13 protein-coding genes are annotated in these 20,712 nt (G+C 71.0%); 11 read left to right on the forward strand and 2 right to left on the reverse strand.

What is annotated here, in order from left to right; all coding sequences use genetic code 11:
* Nucleotides 1-74: 74 nt before the first annotated feature.
* Nucleotides 75-458 carry a hypothetical protein gene (locus WME76_RS12210; RefSeq protein WP_437960308.1) on the reverse strand — a complete coding sequence of 128 codons (384 nt, stop codon included), beginning with the start codon at nucleotides 456-458 and terminating at the stop codon, nucleotides 75-77.
* Nucleotides 459-794: 336 nt separating this feature from the next.
* Between WME76_RS12210 and WME76_RS12215 the strand changes: the two genes are divergently transcribed.
* From WME76_RS12215 to WME76_RS12230, 4 genes are all read left to right on the forward strand, one after another.
* A complete protein-coding gene (locus WME76_RS12215) occupies nucleotides 795-1,607 on the forward strand; it encodes a hypothetical protein (RefSeq protein WP_437960309.1) in 813 nt (270 codons plus the stop codon).
* 128 nt (nucleotides 1,608-1,735) lie between these two features.
* The gene (locus WME76_RS12220) at nucleotides 1,736-2,290 is read left to right on the forward strand and encodes a hypothetical protein (protein WP_437960310.1); all 555 of its coding nucleotides are present in this window, start codon (nucleotides 1,736-1,738) and stop codon (nucleotides 2,288-2,290) included.
* 136 nt (nucleotides 2,291-2,426) lie between these two features.
* Nucleotides 2,427-4,301 carry a hypothetical protein gene (locus WME76_RS12225; protein WP_437960311.1) on the forward strand — a complete coding sequence of 625 codons (1,875 nt, stop codon included), beginning with the start codon at nucleotides 2,427-2,429 and terminating at the stop codon, nucleotides 4,299-4,301.
* Nucleotides 4,302-4,973: 672 nt separating this feature from the next.
* Entirely contained in the window at nucleotides 4,974-6,698 is a 1,725-nt protein-coding gene (locus WME76_RS12230) for a hypothetical protein (protein ID WP_437960312.1), read from the forward strand.
* Nucleotides 6,699-6,708: 10 nt separating this feature from the next.
* Here the strand turns inward: WME76_RS12230 and WME76_RS12235 are convergent, their stop codons facing one another.
* Nucleotides 6,709-6,858, reverse strand: coding sequence for a hypothetical protein (locus WME76_RS12235; protein ID WP_437960313.1), 150 nt, complete (start codon nucleotides 6,856-6,858; stop codon nucleotides 6,709-6,711).
* Between the two features lie 22 nt (nucleotides 6,859-6,880).
* Here WME76_RS12235 and WME76_RS12240 point away from each other — a divergent pair, with 22 nt between their 5' ends.
* The 7 genes from WME76_RS12240 (at nucleotide 6,881) to WME76_RS12270 (ending at nucleotide 20,599) form a co-directional block, all read left to right on the forward strand.
* The gene (locus WME76_RS12240; RefSeq protein ID WP_437960314.1) at nucleotides 6,881-7,990 is read left to right on the forward strand and encodes a hypothetical protein; all 1,110 of its coding nucleotides are present in this window, start codon (nucleotides 6,881-6,883) and stop codon (nucleotides 7,988-7,990) included.
* Between the two features lie 426 nt (nucleotides 7,991-8,416).
* Nucleotides 8,417-11,275: an AAA domain-containing protein gene (locus WME76_RS12245; RefSeq protein WP_437960315.1), complete on the forward strand. Its 2,859-nt coding sequence runs from the start codon at nucleotides 8,417-8,419 to the stop codon at nucleotides 11,273-11,275.
* A gap of 12 nt (nucleotides 11,276-11,287) precedes the next feature.
* Complete coding sequence (locus tag WME76_RS12250) at nucleotides 11,288-12,463, forward strand: hypothetical protein (protein WP_437960316.1); 1,176 nt, start codon at nucleotides 11,288-11,290, stop codon at nucleotides 12,461-12,463.
* Nucleotides 12,463-13,959 carry a phospholipase D-like domain-containing protein gene (locus tag WME76_RS12255; protein ID WP_437960317.1) on the forward strand — a complete coding sequence of 499 codons (1,497 nt, stop codon included), beginning with the start codon at nucleotides 12,463-12,465 and terminating at the stop codon, nucleotides 13,957-13,959. The genes WME76_RS12250 and WME76_RS12255 overlap by 1 nt, the downstream gene beginning before the upstream one ends.
* A gap of 117 nt (nucleotides 13,960-14,076) precedes the next feature.
* Entirely contained in the window at nucleotides 14,077-15,423 is a 1,347-nt protein-coding gene (locus WME76_RS12260; protein WP_437960318.1) for a sigma-54-dependent transcriptional regulator, read from the forward strand.
* A gap of 343 nt (nucleotides 15,424-15,766) precedes the next feature.
* Entirely contained in the window at nucleotides 15,767-16,498 is a 732-nt protein-coding gene (locus tag WME76_RS12265; RefSeq protein ID WP_437960319.1) for a hypothetical protein, read from the forward strand.
* A 24-nt stretch (nucleotides 16,499-16,522) separates the two neighbouring features.
* A complete protein-coding gene (locus WME76_RS12270) occupies nucleotides 16,523-20,599 on the forward strand; it encodes a protein kinase domain-containing protein (RefSeq protein WP_437960320.1) in 4,077 nt (1,358 codons plus the stop codon).
* Nucleotides 20,600-20,712: the final 113 nt, after the last annotated feature.

The following is a 20,712-nucleotide window of genomic DNA, read 5'->3' on the forward strand; positions in this document are numbered from 1 at the left end:
GGCGCCGCATGGCCACGTGTGCGCTTCGAGGGGGCGCCGCTCGTGCCGGTGGGCAGCGACGTCGAAGCAACGATCTACATGAATGCCGAAGGCATCTTCTTACGGCACGATTGGATCCTGGACGAGGTGGACGTCTTGGGCGAGTACCTCGGGCGCAGACTTGTCTCCATGGAATCGTCGTGACGGGGGCCGAGCGCCGCCGTCGCCGTCGCCGTCACCGCCACGGCCGCGGTGGTCCGGGCGAGCCCTTTGTTCTTTAGGGCCTCGACGATGGGGCCCCAGATTTTGCCCAGCCTGGAGACACCGCGGTGGGCGTGCTCGACGAGTTGCTGCAGCGTCACCTTGCCGGACGCGAGCGGGTTCCCGCGGCGCACCACGCCCACGAAGCGGTCCCTGGCGAGCGCCTGCACACGGATCTCCGGGCGCATGTCGCCGATGATGCCGACGTTGCGTCGCACGATCCCGACGAGGGCGCGCGTACGGCGGCCGAGGGGTCCCCAGCACTGCAGAGGCGCTCCGCTCGCTCGGCCGGTGCCGGCCGGCGTGGCCGGGTGGGGGAACGCAATCCGGGCCGCTCTTTCGGGTGAGGGCGTGTCGTATGGTCAGGGGAAAGCGCCTCGCGGGGCACCTGGTCTGGAGCGCTCCAAAATCCCCCCGGACCCCTCCGCGGCTCCTCTCGATGGACGGGGCTATGATCGCGAAATTTCTCTGGCTTCGGCGCCCGTGGGCCCCCTGTACACGCCATCGTATACAGGAGGCCCAAAACCGGGCCGGCGCGGCCGTACACTCCATCGATGGGATCGAAGCTCGACAAGCTCGTACCGCTCGTTTCTGACGCCGCTCCTGGCGTGGTGGCTGGCGTGACCCTGCTCGTGGACACCCTCCGCGACGGCGCCGAAGAGCAGCAGCGCATGGCCGCGGAGCTCGATCGCCGGGAGGCGGAGCTCAGGCGCAGGGAAGCGGCGCTCCGAAGCCGGGAAGCGGAGCTCGAGCGTGTGCGGCGTCAGATGACCGAGGAGGCATCGCGCACAGCGGCGCGCGCGGCGCCTGCGACGCGCCGCCGATTCGAGCGCCGCGCCGCAGGCGTTGCGCCGCCTCCGTGCCCGTACCCCATCTGGACCACGGACGACGACGGGCCCACGCTCATCGTTCCCGAGCGCATCACCTATCACTGGTGCGTGCTCTTCAGCCTCGCGCCGAGCCAGGTGCGGGCGCAGGTGTCACGCCAGCGGCGCAGCCAGTACCGGCGGGTTGCTCGCTTGCCGGTGCAGATGGGAGAGCAGCTCGACGCCGCCGGCGTGCCCTTCTACGCGCTCCGCTTCGTTGCGTATGGTGAAGGACAGATCGAGCAAGAGCGGCGGTGCCTGATGATGCTCCACGGCGAGCGTCCACCGCGAGAGCTCCAGCCACACGAGCGCCATTCGCGCACACCGGCGATGGGGCCGGAGCTCAAGCGGCTGCGGCGAAACCGGCGCCGCAGACTGCGACGGCGCGCGCGGCTTGATGCGCCCGCCGCTGCCGAGCGTGGTGGAGGGGAGTTCGGCGCGGAGCCCGACAGCGACGCAGCCGCGGAGGTCGAGGCGGACGTTGGCGAGATCGAGAGCTGAGCGCTGCTGACGTCCACCACCTGGTCGACGTCTCGGCCGCCACGCTGACGACGAGGTCTCCAAGCGCGAGTCCGTGGCGCGGCGCGTGGAGGAGGAGCCCGGATGGATCGTCCGGCGTCATCGCCGACGTGGACGCAACGGCGGTCTCCGCGGCGATCCTTCTGGTCGATGTCGCGGCCGGCGGTGATGTCGCGGTGGCGCTGTCGGCGCGGGGCCGCTGCCTGCTCGCCACGAGCTCCGTGCGGACGACGTACGCGCTCGACGGGCCGGCGCGCGTGAGGACCGCGCGCGAGGCGGCGGCGCGGCTCGGTCGCGAGCGGACCGGGACGAGCCCGATCGCGCGCGCATCCGTGGCGCTGCTGCCCGACGCCGAGGCGCTCGACCTCGGTCGCGATGCGTTCGCCGAGGTCCCGGCCGACGCGAGGAGCGACGAGCTGCCGCGGCTCTCGGAGGCCGCCGCGCGATTGCCTCCCTCGGTGGCGCGCGGGCTCTGGGGCTACAGCGAGGCGCGTGAGGACCAGGTGCCGTGGCGCAGACCGCCGGATTGTGAGCCGGCAATGGAACGAGGACCCACGAGCACAGTGGACCGCGGTCCCGAGGGGGGACGACCCCTCGAGCGCGACACGGATTGCGGTTCGGAGGAGGCCCTGAGTCCTCCCAGACCGATGCGTCGCCGAAATTGACATACCGCGTGGCAGCCGGTGAGCATGGTCCGATGGCGCGCACGGCTCCGGTTCCGAACATCCCCGCGATTCCTGGCATGAACCCGGGGACGTGGATCCTGGGTGGCGAGGGCCGGTGGCGGAGGCGCCGGCGGGCGTGGTGACCGGGGAAACGGCAGCGGGCACGGAGCCGACGGCAAGGGCGGTGGCCAGGGAGCGCAGGGCGGCGGCAAGAACGCCGGCTCCTGCGGCCCAGGGAGCAGCATCCAACCGATGCTCTAGGGAAGTGGCACTACCACGAGGGCGGATGGCAAACGCTCTGAAAATTCGTTGGTCCGATCGCGCGCTCGATGCGCTTCGCGCGGCTCCCATGGTCCGGCGCGCGCCGCTGGCGGACCTGTCACCCACGCGTGAGCTCGACGACGCGAGCCTCGCAGAGCGGCTCGAGCTGGTCTCGAGGGCGTGGCTCGACGTGTGGAGGACGCGCCCGGATGGCTGGTCCGGGTTCATCGCCGACGTGGACGCGACGGCGGCCTGCGCGGCGCGCCTTCTGGTCGATGTCGCGGCCAGAGGGGGTGTCATGGAAGCGCTGGCCGCGCAGGTACGCTGCCTGCTCGTCACGAGCTCTGTGAGGGAGATCCTTGGCTTCGAGGAGGCGCGGCGCGCGCTGGCCGCGCAGGACGAAGAGGAGAGGGCCGAGGGCGGCGAAGGCTCCGCCGGACCACACATCGAGATGCCGCGCGTCGGCGAGGATGTCCTCGACGCCGGGCGGCCGATCGCCGACGCCGCGGAGCGCGCCGGCGCCCTGATCCGGCTGGCGCACGAGCTACCCGACGCCGAGCGCGCCGTTGTGCTCGGCTGGGCGCTAGAGGCCGCCCGCGAGGAGCACGCGGGCGGGGCCGCGCTCGCCGCCGCTGCGGCCGCGCTCGACGGGCAGGCACGGGTGACGGCTGCGCGCGAGGCGGCGGCGCGGCTCGGTCGCGAGCGGACCAAGGAGAGCCGGCTCGCGCGCGTGTCCCTGGCGGCGCTGCTGCCCGAGGCCGAGGCGCTCGACCTCGGTTGCCACGCGTTCGCCGAGGTCCCGGCCGACGCGAGGAGCGATGAGCTGCCTCGGCTCTCAGAGGCCGCCGCGCGATGGTCTCCCGCGGCGGTTCGCGGGCTCTGGGCATGGTCCGAGGCGCTGCCCTCCTCGGAGCGGCATCTGGTCCTCGCGCACCTCGCTTCGGGCCTGCCTGAGGCGGAGCGGGAAGCGGGCGCGTCGGAGGCGCTGGGGCTCGCGCTGTCGCTGCTGGAGGACGACGCGCTGCCGCCGGACGCGTGCTGGAGCATCTGCGTACTCGCGCCGCACGCACCTGCCGGCGCCGCGTCCGCGCTGATCCAGGCATGCGCGGCTGCGGCCAGCTTCCGGCACCCGGTGGTGACGGCCGTGGCCGTGCGCCTCTGCGATCTGGGCCGCGTGGAGGATGCGCTCGCGCTCGTGGCGACGCTGCCCGACGCGTCGGACCGGATCGAGGTACGGTCCGCGCTGCTCGCGCACCTCCCCGCCGCGGTCCGCGAGGCCGCCTGGGCCGAGCTGTCCGCCGATCTGCGGGCGGGCGACGGCGCGCGCACGCTCCTCGAGCGGAACGCCGCTGCGTGGACCCGGGCTCTCGGGGCGGATGCGGTCCTCGACCTGTCACGCGAGCTCGGCGCCACGTGGCCAGCCCTGGTCGCGATCGCCGGGGCCTCGCCGGACCACGCGCCGGCGATCACGCGCGATCTGGTCGAGCGCGCCCTGGACCTGCCGAGCGACGAGGACGAGGTGCTCTTCGCGCTGGTCCCGCTGGCCGCCTCGATGACCGAGCCGCACGCGCGTCGCCTTTGCGAGCGCCTCCTGCGCTACCTCGATTGGAAGGGGCGGCCCGATCTCCTCGACGACTGGACGAACGACGACCTCGGGCACCTGGCGCCGTTGTTCGCCCGCATCGCTGGACCGCGGGGCGTCACCGAGGTGGCCCGGGAGATCGCCGACGTCGCGCGGTGGCTCCCGTGAGCGTCCGCGGAGAGACCTCGCGCGCTGAGCGCTTCGCCTGGCCCTGAGCCTCGGCACTGCCGAACTGCACCGCCTCCTCGAGCTGGTTCCGCTGGCCGGCCATTTCCCGGCCGAGGAGGCCGTCACTGCGCTCGGCTTCCTGCTCGATTCGCTCGCCGGAGACACCCGCCATGCGGCGCTCGCGGGCGACGGCACAAGTCTCGTGCGCTTTGCGCCGCTCGTGGCAACCCTCGGAGGCGACGATGGCATGGTAGAGCGCCAGTGAAAGTTACTGTCGCTTGACACAGCTCTGGGCGAGCCGCCGTCACTGCTGCCTGCCCACGGCGCCACGCGTTCCGATGATGGAGTAGCTCAGCTCAATCCGCATCGCTGATGCGGTCCCGCTCGACCTACTGCAGATTCAGGTTTCGGAGCGCCCTTCCTTCTGTTGTCAGGTACGCGCCGGCATCGCGAGATGGCGGGCATGCACCGCCCGCGTGGGATCAGGGGCGATGCTGTCCTACCATCTTGCAAGGGCGCGTTGACAAGGAGGGGCGTCCCCACCGAACCTGACCGTTGCGAATGGGACGCCGTAGCCCTCGACTCTTCCCTCGCGCGCGTCTTCCACGGGCTGGCGGGCGGCGTGGCGGATCGGCCGGAGCGCTGGCATTCCTATTCGCGATCGCGTTGGGCTTGTACGTGCTTGCGGCGATCCTGGCCGCGATCGGCGCGGTGCTCGCAACGCCGTATCCATGGATTGCGCTTGGGCTCGTCGGCGTAGGCTATATTGTTTACCGCGAGCGCCTTGCGCAGCGCGGGCTGGCAGGACCGGGAGGCGGACATCCGCTCGTGGTGCTCGCGGTGATCGCCGTGCTGGCCGGCGTTGTTGCGCTGATCCTGTACGCGCTCGTGATGGTGCTGCTGATTCCCGCTGTCTGGTTCCTCCTCGGCATCGGGGGCGTCGGCTACGCAATCTATCGAGTGGCCCGGCGGATCTTGCGTGAGCGCTTGGAGGTGCTGTTCCTCGATACGGTCGCGGCCCTTCACGCTTCGGATCCTAGGGCTGCCGAGCTGCTGGGTTCGCTCGAGCGACGCGGAAGGTACGAGGCCGACGCGTGGTTGCTCGTCGCTGCCGACGCCGCAAGCCGGGCACGATATCAGGATGCCCTCGCGGCCTTGGAGCGAGCCGCGACGCGAGCCCTTAGCATCGGTCGGCTCTCGTCGGGCATGTTGCTGGCCTTCCCCGGATTGCCGGCGCCGCTGTCGTTCCGCCCGGAGGGCGGGGGAGCCGGCAACGTTGAGGTCGCGATCGCCCAGATGCATGTGCTCGCCGGGGCTCCGCGCGTGGCGCTAGGTGCCCTCAAGCTCTCTACCTCCGATCCCGCTTATCCCCTAGGTGTGTGCGCGCTGGCGGATGCGCATGCGGCGCTGGGCGAGGTCGACCAGGCCACGAAGGCGCTGGCGCAAGCTGCGGATGCACCGAGCTGTGCGCCCGAGCTGTCGCGCAGCCTGCGCTACAAGCTGGCCCGGTTGCTGGAAGACCACGAGTCCCACTCCGCTGCCATACGGGAATACAAGGCGGTGATCGCTCAGGGCGGCCATGCGGACGCGGCCGAGCGCCTCCAGGCGTTGCGGTCCGAGATCAAGCAGGAGCGGCGACGCGAGGAAGAGGCGCGGAGGAGGGAGGAAGAGACGCAGCGAATCGAGGAGGAGGCGCAGAGGAGGAGCCACGAGGAGGCGCAGAGACTCCAGGAGGCGCAGAGGAGGAGCCAAGAGGAAGCGCAGCGTCGAGCGGCCCTGACGAACGCGGTGGCTCACGCGGAGGAGCTCCGCGCGGGGGGCTACTATGGCGTTGCGGCGACAGAGCTCCGCCGTGCGCTGGGGTTTTTCATGGATGAGGAGACCGCGCGCGAGGTCCGCTACAAGCTGGCAGTCACCCTGGAGGACGCTGGGTCGCCGATGCTGGCCGCCCAGGAGTACGAGGCGCTCGGCGACTACCAGGACGCGGCGGCACGCCGGGAGGCGATCCGCGTCGAGGAGCAGGCGCGCCAGCAGACGATCCGCATGGAGGAGCAGGCACGCCGGCAGCGGGCGCTGCGGGCGCAGGAGAAGGAAGCGCTCGATCAGGCGCTCGCAAAGCTCGAGTCGGCGAAGGGACCTGCCGGGCGGAGGAGTGCCGTGCGGGCCGGTCTTGAGCGACTCACGCTCCAGGAGCTGCGCGATCAGCTCCTGCTGGAGGCCTCCCGGATCGAGGTCGATGCCGTCCTGGAGAAGGTGGATGGGCTCAAGACCACGGCAGCGAAACGCCGCCATCTGCTCGCCGCGCTCGAGGCCCTCCGCGCCGACGAGATCCCGGACGAGCTGCAGGTGCAGCAGATCGGCTGGATCGAGGAAGCGCTCGCGGCGCTGGAGGAGTGACGATGGCAGGTCAGGATCCGCCCAGCTCGCCGCCCGAGCCGCCCACGGCGGAGCCGCCCACGGCGCCGCCCGGCGCCAACCCGGTGCCGAGCCTGGAGGGGCTCTTCCCTCGGCCCCATCCATCGAGCGAGACGCTCTTCAGGCTGGGCGCCGCGGCCATGGTGCTCGGACCTCTCCTCGGCGTGCCTGCGATCTTGCTTGGCCGGCTCGTGCTCCGCGAGATCACCCGCTCGGAGGGGCGATACACCGGTGAGCCCCGGGCCAGGCTCGGCTTCGGCCTCGGGTGGGCCGGGACCCAGGTCTACACGCTGGTGTTGCTCTACGTGATCGGCGCCACATCCGAACCCGTGGCTCTCGTCGTGCTCGGGGCAGGCGTCGTTGCCGGCCTGGCGATCGCGATCGGCTCCAGCGCCGCGGGGGCTCCGCAGCCCTTCGCGACCGCTGCACGGGCGTCGCGCCAGGCTCCGTGGGTGATCTACCCTGCGATAGCCGGCTTGCTCGGCGTGGGCCTCGCAGGCTTCATCACCAAGCGGAGCGCCGACGAGCGCACCCGTCTGGAGGCGCTCGCCGCCTGCGAGCAGGCACGCCGCGGCGCGAACGAGGCGCTGGAGGCGGCGAGCTTCGACCGGGCCCGGTCGCATCTCCAGGAGGCACGGCGCACCTGTGTCGAGGGGGCGGCGCTGCAGGAGGTCGCGCGCGCGGAGGCTGACGCCGACGCGAGGGAGCGCGAGGCCATCCAGCGGCGCGCGGAGGAGGAAGCCGCCCGCAAAGAGCGGGAGCGCGCCGAGGAGGAGCGGGAGCGGGCGGAGGAGGCGCGGAGGCGGGCGGAGAGGGAGCAGAAAGCCGCTGCGCGGTTCAAGGATGTCGCTCCGGTGATTGCGCGACACCTGCAGGTCGCCTCCGCCATGGCAACGCAGCGACGGTGGGAGGATGCCAAGGCCGCATTGAGCCAGGCGGAGTTCGCGCTGAACGAGTTCCGGGGGACCGACGTGCAGCGGTCGGAGCGCTGTGCCGCGTTCCTCGCGCACGTCGTGCGGCTGTGGCCGGATGTAGACGCGGGCCTGGAGCAGATCCGGCAGCGGCGGGAAGACGAGGAACGGCGACGGCAGGAGCTCAGAGAGGCTGCCGAGGAGAGACTGCAGCAGATGAGAGAGGCTGCCGAGGAGAGGCGACAGGCGAGCCTCCGGGTGCAGTGCTGCGATGGCACGCTCTCGCCGAGCTGCCTGTGCGGCCGCTCCTCCTACCGTGGCTGCTGCTCACGTCATGGCGGCGTCTGCGGGTGCGAGGATTAGGGGAGGAGCCAGGGTCGCAGAGGTTCGCCCCGCCGGTCCCCAGTGTTCATGCCGCTCCGTCCCGACCCGTCCTCTCGCGTCACCCCGCCCGACCCGCACTCGGCAGCCCAGCCTCCGCCGAGGAACCGGGGAGCCAACCTGGAGACGGCCTCACCGTGACGAGGTCGGGTACAGAGCCCTGATCGCGATCAGCCGCTCGCAGATCGCGATCACCTGGCGCACACCACCCGCGGCGCCTCGGTTGGGTCGGTCCCTGCGCGGTAGCTCCCTCGCACGCGAGCAGCGGCTCTTTTCTTCCGCATGCCGGATCCTGGCTGCCGGTCGGCTCGTGATGCCGGTCGCCACAGCCGCAGAAAGGCGCGCTTTTGAGAGGGCAACGAGGCTGGCATCGCTCGTGCTCCTGCCGATACCCAGAAGGACGGACCCATGGCAGAGCTCTTCTTTCAGAACCTCGTGAACCATCGCCCGGAGGTGGCCCAGAAGGCGACATATGAAAACCTCCAGGCGTTCTACCGGTATCTCGAACGTGCGAAGCATCACCTCGATCGCACGCGCTTCGAGCTCGGCTGGAGGCTGCTCGGTGCGGTCGTGCGGCTCGACCCGCCGCGCGGCGCGCGCGACGCGGCTTCGTGGCGTGCACAGCTTCAACAGCTCCTCGGGCAGCGCCGTCTGTTGTTGCGCCCCGCTCGCGGGCCTGCGCGCGCCCCGATCGATGTTCACGCCAAGGGCGGCTTCGTGGTGCTGGACGCGGCGCCGCAGCCTGGCGCGGAGGTAGAGGTGAGCGCCGAGGGAACGGGGCGAGCGCTGCGAGCGCTCCCGGTACTCCTCAGCGACGACGAGCACATCCGGCAGGCGCTCGCCGATGCCGGTCCAGTGTGGATCGAGCTCGTAGAGCCCGCGGACGAGAGGAGCACGGCTGCGCTGGAGGCCTTCCTCGACGAGGACACGGACAAGATCTACGAGGTGGTGCCGGGCGAGCGCGAGCGCGAGGCCTATGCGGTTGCACGCCGGATTGACGTGCGGGAGCGCGACCCCGAGCGTCTCGCGCTCCGGCTGACGCGTCTGCCGCGGACCCCGGTCCTGTGCATGCGCCCGAACACCTACGTAGTCGAGTGCGAGATGCGCGCCATCCAGGCGCTTCAGGATCAGCCGCTCGCCGGGCACCGTCCGCTGATACGGCTGTTCGAGAACCGTGAGAAAGTGGAGTGGCAGCGACCATCGTCGCCCGACGGCTCCCCTGGATGGCAGGTGCTCACCCGTGACGAACGGCCTGGCACACGCGAGCAACGCGAATTTGTCGAGCGTGCGCTCCGGACGCCGGACTTCATGCTGCTCGAAGGACCGCCAGGGTCGGGGAAGACGACAGCGATCGTGGAGCTCATCCTCCAGCTCGCTGCGCGTGGTCGCCGTGTGCTGCTCTGCGCTTCGACGCACGTTGCCGTCGACAATGTCCTCGAGCGCCTGAAAGACGCGAAGCGCCCTGGTGGCCCCGTGCTCGCGGTGCGCATCGGACCCGAGAAGCGCGTCGGCGAGAAGATCAAGGACTACTGTCTGAATCGGATGGTCGCGAAAGAGCTCGAGAACGTGCGCGCGGCCCTGGAGGAGACGTCGGAGCGAAGCGCCGGCCAGGCGCATATGCTCGAGGCGCTGCGCGCCGAGGATGGTTCCGAGACGCTCAAGAGGATCCTGCTCGACTGCGCCGAGGTCGTATGCGGCACGACGATCGGGATCCTCAAGCACCCCGATATCGAGGGGAGGGTCCGGGGATGCGGCGTGTGGGAGCCGGTCTTCGACGCGCTCATCCTCGACGAGGCGAGCAAAACACCGTTTTCGGAGTTCCTGGTGCCGGCGCTGCTCGCACGGCGATGGATCATCGTCGGCGATCGTCGCCAGCTGTCGCCTTATGTCGAGGAGGGGTGGATCGAGACCAACGTGGACGCTGCGCTTCCCGCGGCGTCGCGCGAGGAGGCGGGTAGGGCACTGCTGGACGCGTTCAGGCTCACCCGGTCGGACGAGGGCGCCCTGCTCGTGGCGTCCGACAGCGAGGAGGTCCGTTCCATGTACGCCGAGCGGATCGAGGAGCTCTTCCCCGGTGAGCCCGTCGTTCGTCTCGATGTGGGTGAGCCGCCGGGGCCGCTGCTTCTCGCTGCAGCCCGCGCAGTCGTCGGGACGCCAGCCCAGCTCGCGGCGGTCCAAGAGATACTCCCGCTCCCAACCTGCGCCGTCCGCCTCCCGGCCGGCGACGAGCTCCAGGCGACACGACGCCGGCACGAGGCGCGCGCACAGCGCCGCCAGGACGACGAGGATTCCTGGGCGAAGTCCGTGACCTGGCGGCTCGTGCGCGACTACGAGTTGCGTCTCTTGCCTGAGCTGCTCGGTGGCGAGGAGGGCACCTCCGTCGCACAGAAGTACGCGCGGGAGATCGATCTGCTTCTGCCCCGCGAGGATGGCTCCCCGCTGTTCGCGCGGGTGCGCGAAAGCATCGAGCGTGTCCGCCGGGTCGCGCTGCCGTCGATCCTCGAATCGCTCCAGGTAGGCTTCGATCCTGCACGCTCGGCGCGAGGGCGGGGCTTCTGGAGCAACACCCTCGCCTTGGGGCTGACGCAGGCGGAGAAGGAGGAGCGGCTCGTCTCGCTGCGCTACCAGCACCGGATGCACCCGGACATCGCCAGTTTTCCCCACAAGCACATCTACAGCGGCGAGCTGCTCGAGACTCCCGACGGCATGGCTGAGGAGCGCTCGTTTCCGTACCCGAGGTACCGCTCGCGCGTGGTGCTGCTCGATGTCCGTGGACAGGAGAGGAGCCGTCCTTCCATCGCCAACGAGGCCGAGGCTGATGTCGTCATCGGGGAGCTGCGCGCACTCGCGACCTGGGCCGCAGGCGTTCCGCGCAAGGAGCCTTGGTACGTTGCCGTGCTGACGTTCTACCGCGGGCAGGAGCGGCTGATCCGAGACCGGCTCCGCGCAGAGACCGGCCAGGACGGCCAGCAACGGCACTTCACATTTCATGACGGAGATCGGCGGCTTCTAGACGTAGACCTCTGCACCGTCGACCGGTACCAGGGGCATGAGGCGGACATCGTTCTGCTCTCGCTCGTCCGTACGCGGAGCCCGGGATTCCTGAACAGCCCCAACCGGCTGAACGTGGCGATCACGAGGGCGCGCTACCAGCTCGTGCTCATCGGGCACGGACAGTTTCTCGCGAAGCAGAAAGAGCGGGCACCAATGTGTTCCCGGCTCGCGTGGGATCTCAAGCTCCGGGGCTGCGTCGAGCGTCGTTACTAGGAGGGATGAGCCATGAGGATCGTACTGCGACGGACTGTCAACGTCCGCTGGGCGCTCGTGCAAGGGAAGGTCGCCTTCGCCGAGAAGCGCGTAGCGGAGCACGCCGTGGTGGTTTGGGCGGCGGAGCGGCTGCGTGAAGGACTCGAGACGCGTGCCGAGCAGCTCTGCGACGCCACGGCACAGGGGCCGCTCCTCGGGCTTCCGCCCGTGGTGGGCCGGAGGCTTGCCCGGGTCTGCGAAGACCTCGGCCTGCTCCACCTTGACAAGGACCGGATTGTCCGGCTCACGCCAGAGGGCGAGCGTGTGGCAGCGAGCGCCGAGCCGCGTGTGTTCGTCCCGCAGCTCGGCGCCTGGTGGGTGTTCTGGGCCGAGGATCCCTTGCTCACCCAGCCGTTGCTGCGCATCGAGCCGGGCAAGGAACCTTCGGCACACAAGGAGCGCCAGGCGAGGAACGGAGAGCGCGGCGAGGCGAGACGGCAGTTCCATGACCTGCCCGACACCGTCGCGGCGCTCTGCGACGAGCGCGGCGACCATCCGCCGCTGGAGCTCCCGGCAGCGAGTGATGGCCGTCCAGTCCGCATCGTCGCGCTTGAGCGCAAGGTCGAGCTCCTGCGCTCGCAGGATCGGCTCACGGTCGAGCTGACGTTCGAGCCGGATGCCACGGAGGGGTTGATCCAGCTCCGCGGTCGCGTGGCCGACAGGAGCATCGATGCGACGCTGCCGTCGCTGCGCGGTCGGGATCACGCGCACGTATGGCGCACGCTGCTCCGGTCGAAGGGGACAGAGGACTGGTGGAACCCGAGCTCAGGGAAGCTGCAGGTGCCGTTCAACGGCCTGCGGGACGAGGCCCGGGAGAGCTTCCATCTCCAGATGTCCTTCAGGACGCCCGAGCTCGATCGGCTCGGGCGATTCGACGACACCGCGGTCGACGACATCCCCATCGAGCCGGCCACGCTCGGGGATGCGCAGCGCTGGTTCGAGTGGCTCCTGGAACGACGCGCCGAGAGCACCCAGTGGCCCGAGGTGTTCACGGCGAACGCCATGGACCTGATGCAGTTCTTTCCGGGGCTCGACGTCCGTGCGCCGGCGCAAAGCGACTTCACGCGTGGGCTCCGTGGATCCGAGCGCCCCCGCGCCGCGTACTGGCACCTTCAGGCGCCGCTGGACCTTGATGGAGGGATATCGTGATGAGCAGCAGCATACCGGGCACACCCTGGGTCGAGGATCGATCCAGCGACGTTATCGAGGACATCTGGGCCCCCACGGGCGCGCCCAGCGCGGCGCGGACGCCGGCGACCGGCCGCATCGTCCAGGCGGAGGAGAGCGGGAGGCTGGGCCGCGCCGTGGCAGAGGTCGTCGAGGCCGCTCGCGACGTGGTGCTCGTCTCGAGCTTTCTCTTCGCCGATCCCGCGACGGAGCGGGCATTGCTTGACGCCGCCCGGCAGCGCCGCGTGAGGGTTTACCTCCTGGTAGCCTCGGAGGCACGCCTTGATAAGGAGGTCCGCGCAGACGACGCGTTCGGGATGAAGACCGTCGAGGAGCACAAGCGGCTACTCGATCGGCTCGCGGGCTGGGTGTATGTGCGCTCGGCCGAGCATTTTCATGCGAAATTCGTCATCGCCGATCCGAAGAGTCAGCCGCGGGGTATGCTGCTCACGGCCAATTTCACCCGGGAGGCGCTCACACGGAATCACGAGCTCGGTATACGCTTGCAGCCCGAAGAGGCCCGGGCGCTCGCAGGGCTGTTCACCTGGGCTTTCTGGGAATCCGCGCAGCGGGAGCTGCTCGAGGAGGGGCGCTTGCCACCGGTGACGGCGCCGGCGCGGGTCCGGCTCCCGGATCCCGCGGATGGCATCGTGGCGACAGCTGGAACGAGACGTGATCTGCGCGTTGCCGTGCTCAATCTCATTGCACAGGCGAAGCGCTCGCTGGTCGTCGCGACCTTCGGGATATCAGACCCTGAGGTGGTGGATTTGCTCGAGGAGCGCGCTCGGAACGGGGTCGCGGTCACGCTCCTGGTGCGCCACCCGCGCGCGGCGATGTTCGAGACCCTACGCCGGCTGGCGCGCACGGGCGTGGAGGTGCTAGGCGTGAGCGCGTGGCTGCACGCCAAGGCGATCGTCGCCGACGGCGCGCGCGGTCTCGTGATGACGGCGAACCTGGAGGAGCACGGCCTCGATCAAGGCTTCGAGGCTGGCGTGCAGCTCGCGGGTGACGACGCCGCGGATCTCGCGCGGGTGCTCGCCTCCTGGCGAGCGGAGGCTCCGTCGCGGCTCCGAGCATCGGCGCGTCTCGGCGAGCTGCGAGGCACGGTCCAGGTGATGAACGGCAAGGGCTACCGCGATCTCATGGTCGAGGTGAAGGGGCAGCTCGATGACGGCATCGCCAAGGTCGACTGCTGCACCAGGATCGCGAGCGCTCAGCGCCCCCCGCAGCGCCGCATGCCGGACGGGAAGCTCTACCAGCAGGTCGAGCACGTATGGTCGATCGAGCCGCCGGTGCTCGCCAAGGGCGCGCGCCCTGCGCCTGCGCCGAAGGACGCACAAGGGCCGGTGCCGCCGTTCCCGGTCCACGTGGAGCCCAGCGGTCGGCGCGTCTTCGCGATCGACGGCCTTGGCGAGCTCGACGCGGCGCGGGCGGTCATGGCGGCGTTCGGCGTCCAGGCGGTCGTGCTACGGGGGTGAGCGATGGGTGTGCAGGCGACAGCGGGGCTGCTGACCTGGGCCTCGGTCGGCGGCGGGCCGGCGGTGCTGGGGGACGTGCTGCGCCTCTTGCGCGAGAAGAATGTACGGATCCGCCGGGTGCTCTACCTGATGCAGTCCGCGGACATGCCGCTGCCGGCGAGGGCGCACCTGGGGAACGTCGAGCTCGAGCAGATCCTCGTTCCGCTCACCGATCCGACCCATCACCGGGTCATCCATGATGCTCTTCGAGAGAGCGTCCTTCCGCGACTACGCGCACTGGACGGGCCGCTGCATATCAACGTGTCATCGGGTACCCCGGCGATGCACGCTGTGTGGCTCGTGCTCCACTCCGGGGGCGCGCTGCCGCCCGGTGCGCGGCTCTGGTCCGCACAGCGGCCAAAGACCGGCCCGACGCGGATCGACCCGGTCGACTTCCCGATCGACACGTATCTCGCGGAGATCCGCCGCAGCGGCGCAGCTCGCCCCGCGGAGGCGCGCTACGACCCTGCGTGCCGCTCGCCTCGACGTCGACAAGCGCTCGAAACCCTTGCCCGTTACGCCCGGCTCCCGCGGGCGCCGCTGCTGGTGCTCGGGGAACGGGGGACGGGGAAGACACGGCTGGTCGAGACGTACGTGGGGCCGCTCAAGAACCGGACGAAGGTGACCACGGTAACGTGCGGCACGCTCCATCCGCACCTCGCGATGAGCCTGCTCTTTGGGCATGTGAAGGGCGCGTTCACCGGAGCAGACCGCAACCGAACGGGCTTCATCGATGAGGCCGTCGGCGGCGTTCTCTTCCTCGACGAGGTTCAGGACCTCGAGCGGCCGGTACAGCGCCAGCTCGTGCGCACGCTGCAGGACCCGGAGCGCCGGTTCCGCCGCGTCGGCGAGACACAGGAGAGAAAGGCGAATGTTGAGGTCGTGTGTGCCTCGCACCTTCCGTTCGAGGCGCTTCGCAGGCGGCTCGACCCCGATCTGTTCGATCGCTTGAGCCTACTGCTCGTGGAGATTCCGCCGCTCCGCGAGTGCCGCGAGGATCTGCGAGACGACTGGGAGCGCGTGTGGCGGGAATCCCGCTCCTTCGAGGATCTCTCCCCGGAGGCGCCGTGGAGCACGGCCGTAGATCGTGCCCTCCAGGAGGACCCGCTCCCGGGAAATCTGCGGGACTTGCAGCGCCTCGCGTTGATCCTCATGGCGCGCGCCGCCGGCATGCCTGGCGGTGGGGACACGGAGGAGGGGCTGCGCGAGTGGAGAGCGTTGCAAGCACAGTTTCGCGGCATGGAGACGAAGGGAAAGACGAAGCTCCCCGCGCTCGGAACGGGGACGTGGGAAGACCGCGTGCACGGGTTCAAGCGGAAGCTCGCTCGCGCGGCCCGGCAGGAGCACGGGTCGTACGTGGCCGCGGCTCGGGCGCTCGGCGTCAGCGAGCGGATACTCCGCGAACACGCGAAGAAGAAGGAGTAGGCAGGCTGACTGCCGACCGCGGCCGAGCGCGTCGGCAGGAGCGGACCCTTCGCTCCACGCGAGCGCTGGCCTCGACGTCGAAGCCCCAGTCCGGCCATAGCTCGCTCGCGCCGGCCCCCGTCGTACAGCTCCGGACGCGCCGCTGTCCGCTCGCGGTTACTGCTGCCTACCGACGGCGCCGTTCGACCGGCTGCGCCCGCGGGCGACGCGGGCGCATGAGCAACCTCGTGCAGCTCCGGACGCGCCGCCGTCAGCGTGCGTTCACCGCTGCCTACCCACGGCACGGCGACGGGCTCTGTTGTCCCTAGACGGCCGCCATCGTCCCGGAGAGACTTCCGCCCCCGTGCTCGTTCTTCCCACGCTCGATCCTCCCGCTGTCGCCCCGGCCACCTATCTCTCGGCTACCCTCCACGCGCTCGCCCGCGAGGAGCACGTCGGCCGCAAGCCTCGCCGCCTCCTCGAGCCGGAGCACGCCACCTGGATGCGCTTTCGCGGCCGTCTCGGCCCCCGCGCGTTCGTCGAGCTCCTCCTCGAGGATGCCGCCGTCAGCCAGCCTGAGCCGTTCGACGCCGCCTCCGTTCTCGGCGCCGACGCCCCCCTGGAGCCCGTCCCCGAGGACCTTCTGGCCGACTGGCTCGCCATGGTCTCCGGGCTCTCCCTCGACTCTCCCACCCGCGATTATCTCGACCAGCAGGCCCAGCGCCTCGGCCTCACGGCCCGCCTGGCGTACAGCGATCTCCATCGCCTCCAGCCCCATCACCGCGTCCTCGAGCTCCCCGGCACCGGCGGCCGCCTCGCCGCGCACGTCGTCCAGACTCAGCCTGGCGTCTTCCTCAAGGACGTCTTCACCATCGCCTGCGGCTCATGGCAGGAGCGGGCCCTCGCCGGCCTCGTCGCCGTCGATCTCGGCGTCGTCGGCGAGGTCCGCCTCCGGCTCGACCCCGACCTCGCCCGCATCCGCGCCGCCGGCGAGGGCTTCTCCCACGTCTTCGGCCTGCGCCCCGACAAGGGCGGAGCGTTCGAGCGGGAGCAGCTCGCGCTCTGGTTCCCCTCTGCCGACATCGTCCTCGTCTGAAACCCTGCGATCCGGGACCCGACCATGGCGACCTTCATCCCCATCGGTGAGCCTGCGAGCGACCGCGAGCGACAGGCGCTCCGCTATCTCGTGGACGGCCTGCCGGAGGACTACCTCGTCTACGGCAACCCCTGGCTCGTCGAGCGCAGCGGCGCCATCTACGAGCTCGACGCCCTCGTCGTTGCGCCTCACGCGCTCTATGTCGTCGAGATCAAGAGCCACGGCGGCGCCGTCTCGGGCAACGACAACGACTGGTACGTCCCCGCGCCGATCCGCAGCCCCCTCAAGCTCAACCGCAAGACCGCCCAGATTTTCGCCGATCAACTCAAGCGCCACAGCACTTTCGCTGCGCGCCCTTACGTCGAGGGGTTCGTCTTCCTCTCCCACGCCGACGGCTGCCGCGTCACCGGACCCGCGAGCGCCGAGCGCCTCCACACCCGGCGAACCATCCTTCAGGCCATCCTTGACCGCGCAGCGTTCGTGCGCCGCAACGGCGAGCGCGAGCCCGTCGATGAGCACGTACGCCGCGTGGTCGACGAGCTCCTCACCGGCGTCGATCGCGCCAACCCGCCGCCGCGCCGCATCCGCGAGTGGGAGATCGAGGGCACGCTCGAGCGCACCGAGCGCTACGTCGAGCACCTCGCCACCCATCGCATCACGCGCGAGGAGGCCGTCCTGCGTGTCCACGACGTCTCCCCCCTCGCGGACGAGGCCGAGCGGAAGCGCCTCGAGGATCGCTTCCGCTGGGAGGCCCAGGTCCTGCGCCGCATCGGCGAGCACCCGAACGTCCTGCACGCCACCGCGCCCTTCGTGGACGAGGCCGGCCTCGTCCTGCCCTTCGAGCGCTTCCAGGGCCTCACGCTCCCCTCCTGGATCGAGCGGTACGGCCCCAGGCTCACCGGCAACGCGGGCGTTCGGGCGCGCGTCGACCTCTGGAAGAAGATCGCCTCGGCGCTCGCCTACGCTCACCGCCAGGGCGTCGTCCACCGGCTCCTCCGGCCCGAGGTGATCCTCGTCGAGGACCGGATCGAGTCGCCTGATCTGCGCGTCGGCGGCTTCGAGCTCGCCAAGCAGCTCTACCTGCCCGGGCAGACCGTCGCGGTGAGCTCGCTCGGCGACGATCGCCGCCGCTTCGCCGCCCCCGAGGTCGTGCGCAGCTTCTCCGACGCCGACGCGCGCTCGGATCAGTTCAGCCTCGGCGCCCTGCTCGGGTTCATCCTCGTCGGCCGTCCGCTCTTCGACTCCACCGAGGAGCTCGTGCGCCGTGGGGGCGTGTTCACGCGCGTGCGCGAGATCAACTCCTCCCTCAAGCAGGGCCTCGATCGCGCCCTCGGCACCATGCTCTCGCTTGCGTCGGCGAGCCGCTTCCGAGCCCTCGACGAGGCCGTTGAGGCCGTCGAGTCGGCGCTCTCCGGGCGCGCCACCGTCCCGCCGCCGGCCGAGCTCGATCCGGATAACCTCCCGGTCGGCACGCGCCTCGGCGCCGACTACGAGATCACCGGCCGCCTCGGCGCCGGCGGCCTGTCCACCGTCTACCTCGCCCGCCACATGCCGAGCGGCTCGAGCCGCGCCCTCAAGGTCGCGCGCGAGGACCCGCGCGCCGGCGAGGCCCTCGAGGCCGAGCACCGCGCGCTCATGGGCATCGATCACCCGAGCATCGTGAGGGCGATCGACATCACCAACGTCGTCCCCGGCCGCAGGACGCTCGTGCTCGAGCGCGTCAAGGGCGAGCCGCTCTCCACCTGGATCGCGGGCGGCGCGCGCGCCGACGCCGAGCGGCGGCTCTTCGCCGAGACGCTGCTCGCGGCGCTCGCGTACCTCGAGACCAAGGGCATCGTCCACAAGGACATCAAGCCCGACAACCTCATCGCCTCGGCCGACGGCCTCGTGCTCATCGACTTCTCGCTCGCGGGCGCTCCGCCCGACGCGCTCGTGGGCACCGCGTTGTACCGCGATCCTGCGCTCGACCGGTGGAGCCACGTCGCCGACCGTTACGCCGCCGCGCTCTGCCTGTTCGAGCTCTACGTCGGGCGGCACGCCTTCGATGGGCAGGCGCCGGCGCCGGGGGACGCGCCGCGCGTCGACGCGCAGGACTTCGAGCGCGGGGCGCTCGCCGACTTCTTCCGCAAGGCGCTGAACTCGAACCCGAGCCTGCGCTACCCGTCCTCGGTGGCCATGCGCGCCGCGCTGCTCGACGCGCTCGGGTCGCGGATCACGAGCTCGGCGCCGCCCGGGCCGCTCGGCGCCGCCTCGCAGGCGAGCAGCGCGCCGCTCGCCGCGACGGCCCTGAGCGGCACGGCGCGCGCGATCCTCAGCCGCGCCGGCATCACCACGCAGGGGCAGCTCGTCGCGCTGAGCGAGGCGCAGATCCGCGACATCGGCAGCCTCGGCAACAAGAAGCGCGAGGAGGTCCTCGCCCTGCGCTCGGCGCTGGTCGCGGTGGGCGTCGCGCCGATCGCGGGTGCCGGGGGCGAGCGTCGCACGCTCTTCCCGACGCTGAGCGGCGACGAGACGGACCTGCGCCGCCTCGGCCTGTCCCCGGCCCTGACGGACGCGCTCGCGCGCGGCGGCTTCGTCTCGGTCGGGCGGGTCGCGGACGCGACGCGCGAGGATCTCACCGCGCTGCCGGGCGTGGGGTCGGGCAGGGTTGCGGCCGTCGTGCAGGCCCTGCAGCGCTTCGCGGACACGGCGACGAGCACGGCGGAGGCGCCGGCCACGCTCGAGGCCCTCTGGGACGTGGCCGCGGCGCCGCTCCAGGGGCAGCAGAAGCGCATCCTCGAGTCGCTCTATGGCCTGCGAGGGCGGCGCGCGATGCAGGTGGAGCTCGCGGAGGAGCTCGAGACGCACCAGCCGAACATCAGCCTCCAGAAGCAGCGCGGGCTCGACGTGATCGATCGGCGTGTGCTCGACGACGTCGTGGAGCACGTCGAGGGCTTGCTCGTGTCGGCGGGGGGCCTGCTCCGCATCGACGAGGCTGCGTCGCGCCTCTGCGAGCGCTGGCCGGCGGCCGAGGGGTTCGACGTGGCGGGGCTGCTGCGGCTCCTCGCGGAGCTCGAGCCCGCGCGGCTCTCGTGCAGGGACGTGCTCGACGAGCAGCCCTCGGAGGTGCTCGCGCGGCCCCTGTTCGAGGCGAAGGCGCTGCGAACATTCCTGGAGGCCGCGCGCACGCTCGCGGCGTGGCCGCCCCGGGCGCCGGAGGGCGTGCGGCGGAGCCTGCAGGCGTACCTGCCCGAGTACCCGCACGATCCGCTAGGGCTCGCGGTGCAGCTCTCGCGCGATCTCCGGCTCACGGAGGACGGCGAGTTGTATCAGGCGCCGGTCTACCTCAAGCCGGCGCTCGATCACGTGCTCGGCAAGGCGAGGCTCCCGGTGCCGCTGGAGGAGCTGCGGCGGGCGATCGTGGCAAGCTTCGGGGCGGCGGTGACGCCGGCGCCCGAGACGCACGAGCTCGTCAAGCTGCTCGCGACGCAGACGTATTGCCGCTTCGATCCCGGCGACGGGCAGGTGCACCCCGCTGGCGGCAAGTCGCTGGAGACGCCTGCGGTCACGCCGGACGAACTGCCGCCGGAGCTCCTCGTCAAGGATCCGGCGGAGGCGGCGCGGGACATCCTGCGGAGTGTGGCGAAGACGCGGGGCTACCGGCTCGTCGTGGCGCCGCCGGACGACCACGTGGAGATCGGCCGGAGCGTGGCGCGGGCGCTGGGGCCCGAGGCGGCCTTCGTGAGCTTCGAGGACGAGTTCTTCCGTCGCATCGACGCGCAAATCGAGGTGTTCGACCGGGCCGAGCGGTTCGTCGCGCAGCGGCCGCGGCTGCGCAAGGAGGCGGAGGCGCTGCTCGACGCCTTAGTACAGGAGCACGGCAAGCCGGGCAGCACGGTGGTGCTGGGGGACACGGCGCTCTTCGGGACGTGCGACGCGCTGCACTTGGTGCGGCGGCTCTACGACCTCACGGCGACGGGCGGGAAGGGGTTCTGGGCGCTGGTGATGCCGGGCGTCCTGCACAAGCGGCAGCCGCTCTTCAACGAGAAGCCCGGGGCGACGGTGTTCAGCATCGACGGGACGGTGCTGCCGCTTTCGAGGGAGATCCCGGAAGGCCCATGACAGCGCATGCTGCCTAGCTGGCCTCGGCCTGTCTCGCGAAGGAGATCGCCTGTAAGGCCGCCACGAGCGCCGAGGGAGCGCCCTTCGAGCCGATGGCCGCCCGGTAGCGCTCC

Source organism: Sorangium sp. So ce119 (genome assembly GCF_051524405.1).
Lineage (GTDB): Bacteria > Myxococcota_A > Polyangia > Polyangiales > Polyangiaceae > Sorangium > Sorangium cellulosum_G.

Bases quoted from the DNA above. Each gene is read 5' to 3' on its own strand.
- WME76_RS12215 (WP_437960309.1), top strand. From the start codon at position 795: ATGGGATCGAAGCTCGACAAGCTCGTACCGCTCGTTTCTGACGCCGCT.
- WME76_RS12245 (WP_437960315.1), top strand. From the start codon at position 8,417: ATGGCAGAGCTCTTCTTTCAGAACCTCGTGAACCATCGCCCGGAGGTG.
- WME76_RS12250 (WP_437960316.1), top strand. From the start codon at position 11,288: ATGAGGATCGTACTGCGACGGACTGTCAACGTCCGCTGGGCGCTCGTG.
- WME76_RS12235 (WP_437960313.1), bottom strand. From the start codon at position 6,858: ATGGCCGCGGCGCCCAGCCTGAAGAGCGTCTCGCTCGATGGATGGGGC.
- WME76_RS12270 (WP_437960320.1), top strand. From the start codon at position 16,523: ATGGCGACCTTCATCCCCATCGGTGAGCCTGCGAGCGACCGCGAGCGA.
- WME76_RS12255 (WP_437960317.1), top strand. From the start codon at position 12,463: ATGAGCAGCAGCATACCGGGCACACCCTGGGTCGAGGATCGATCCAGC.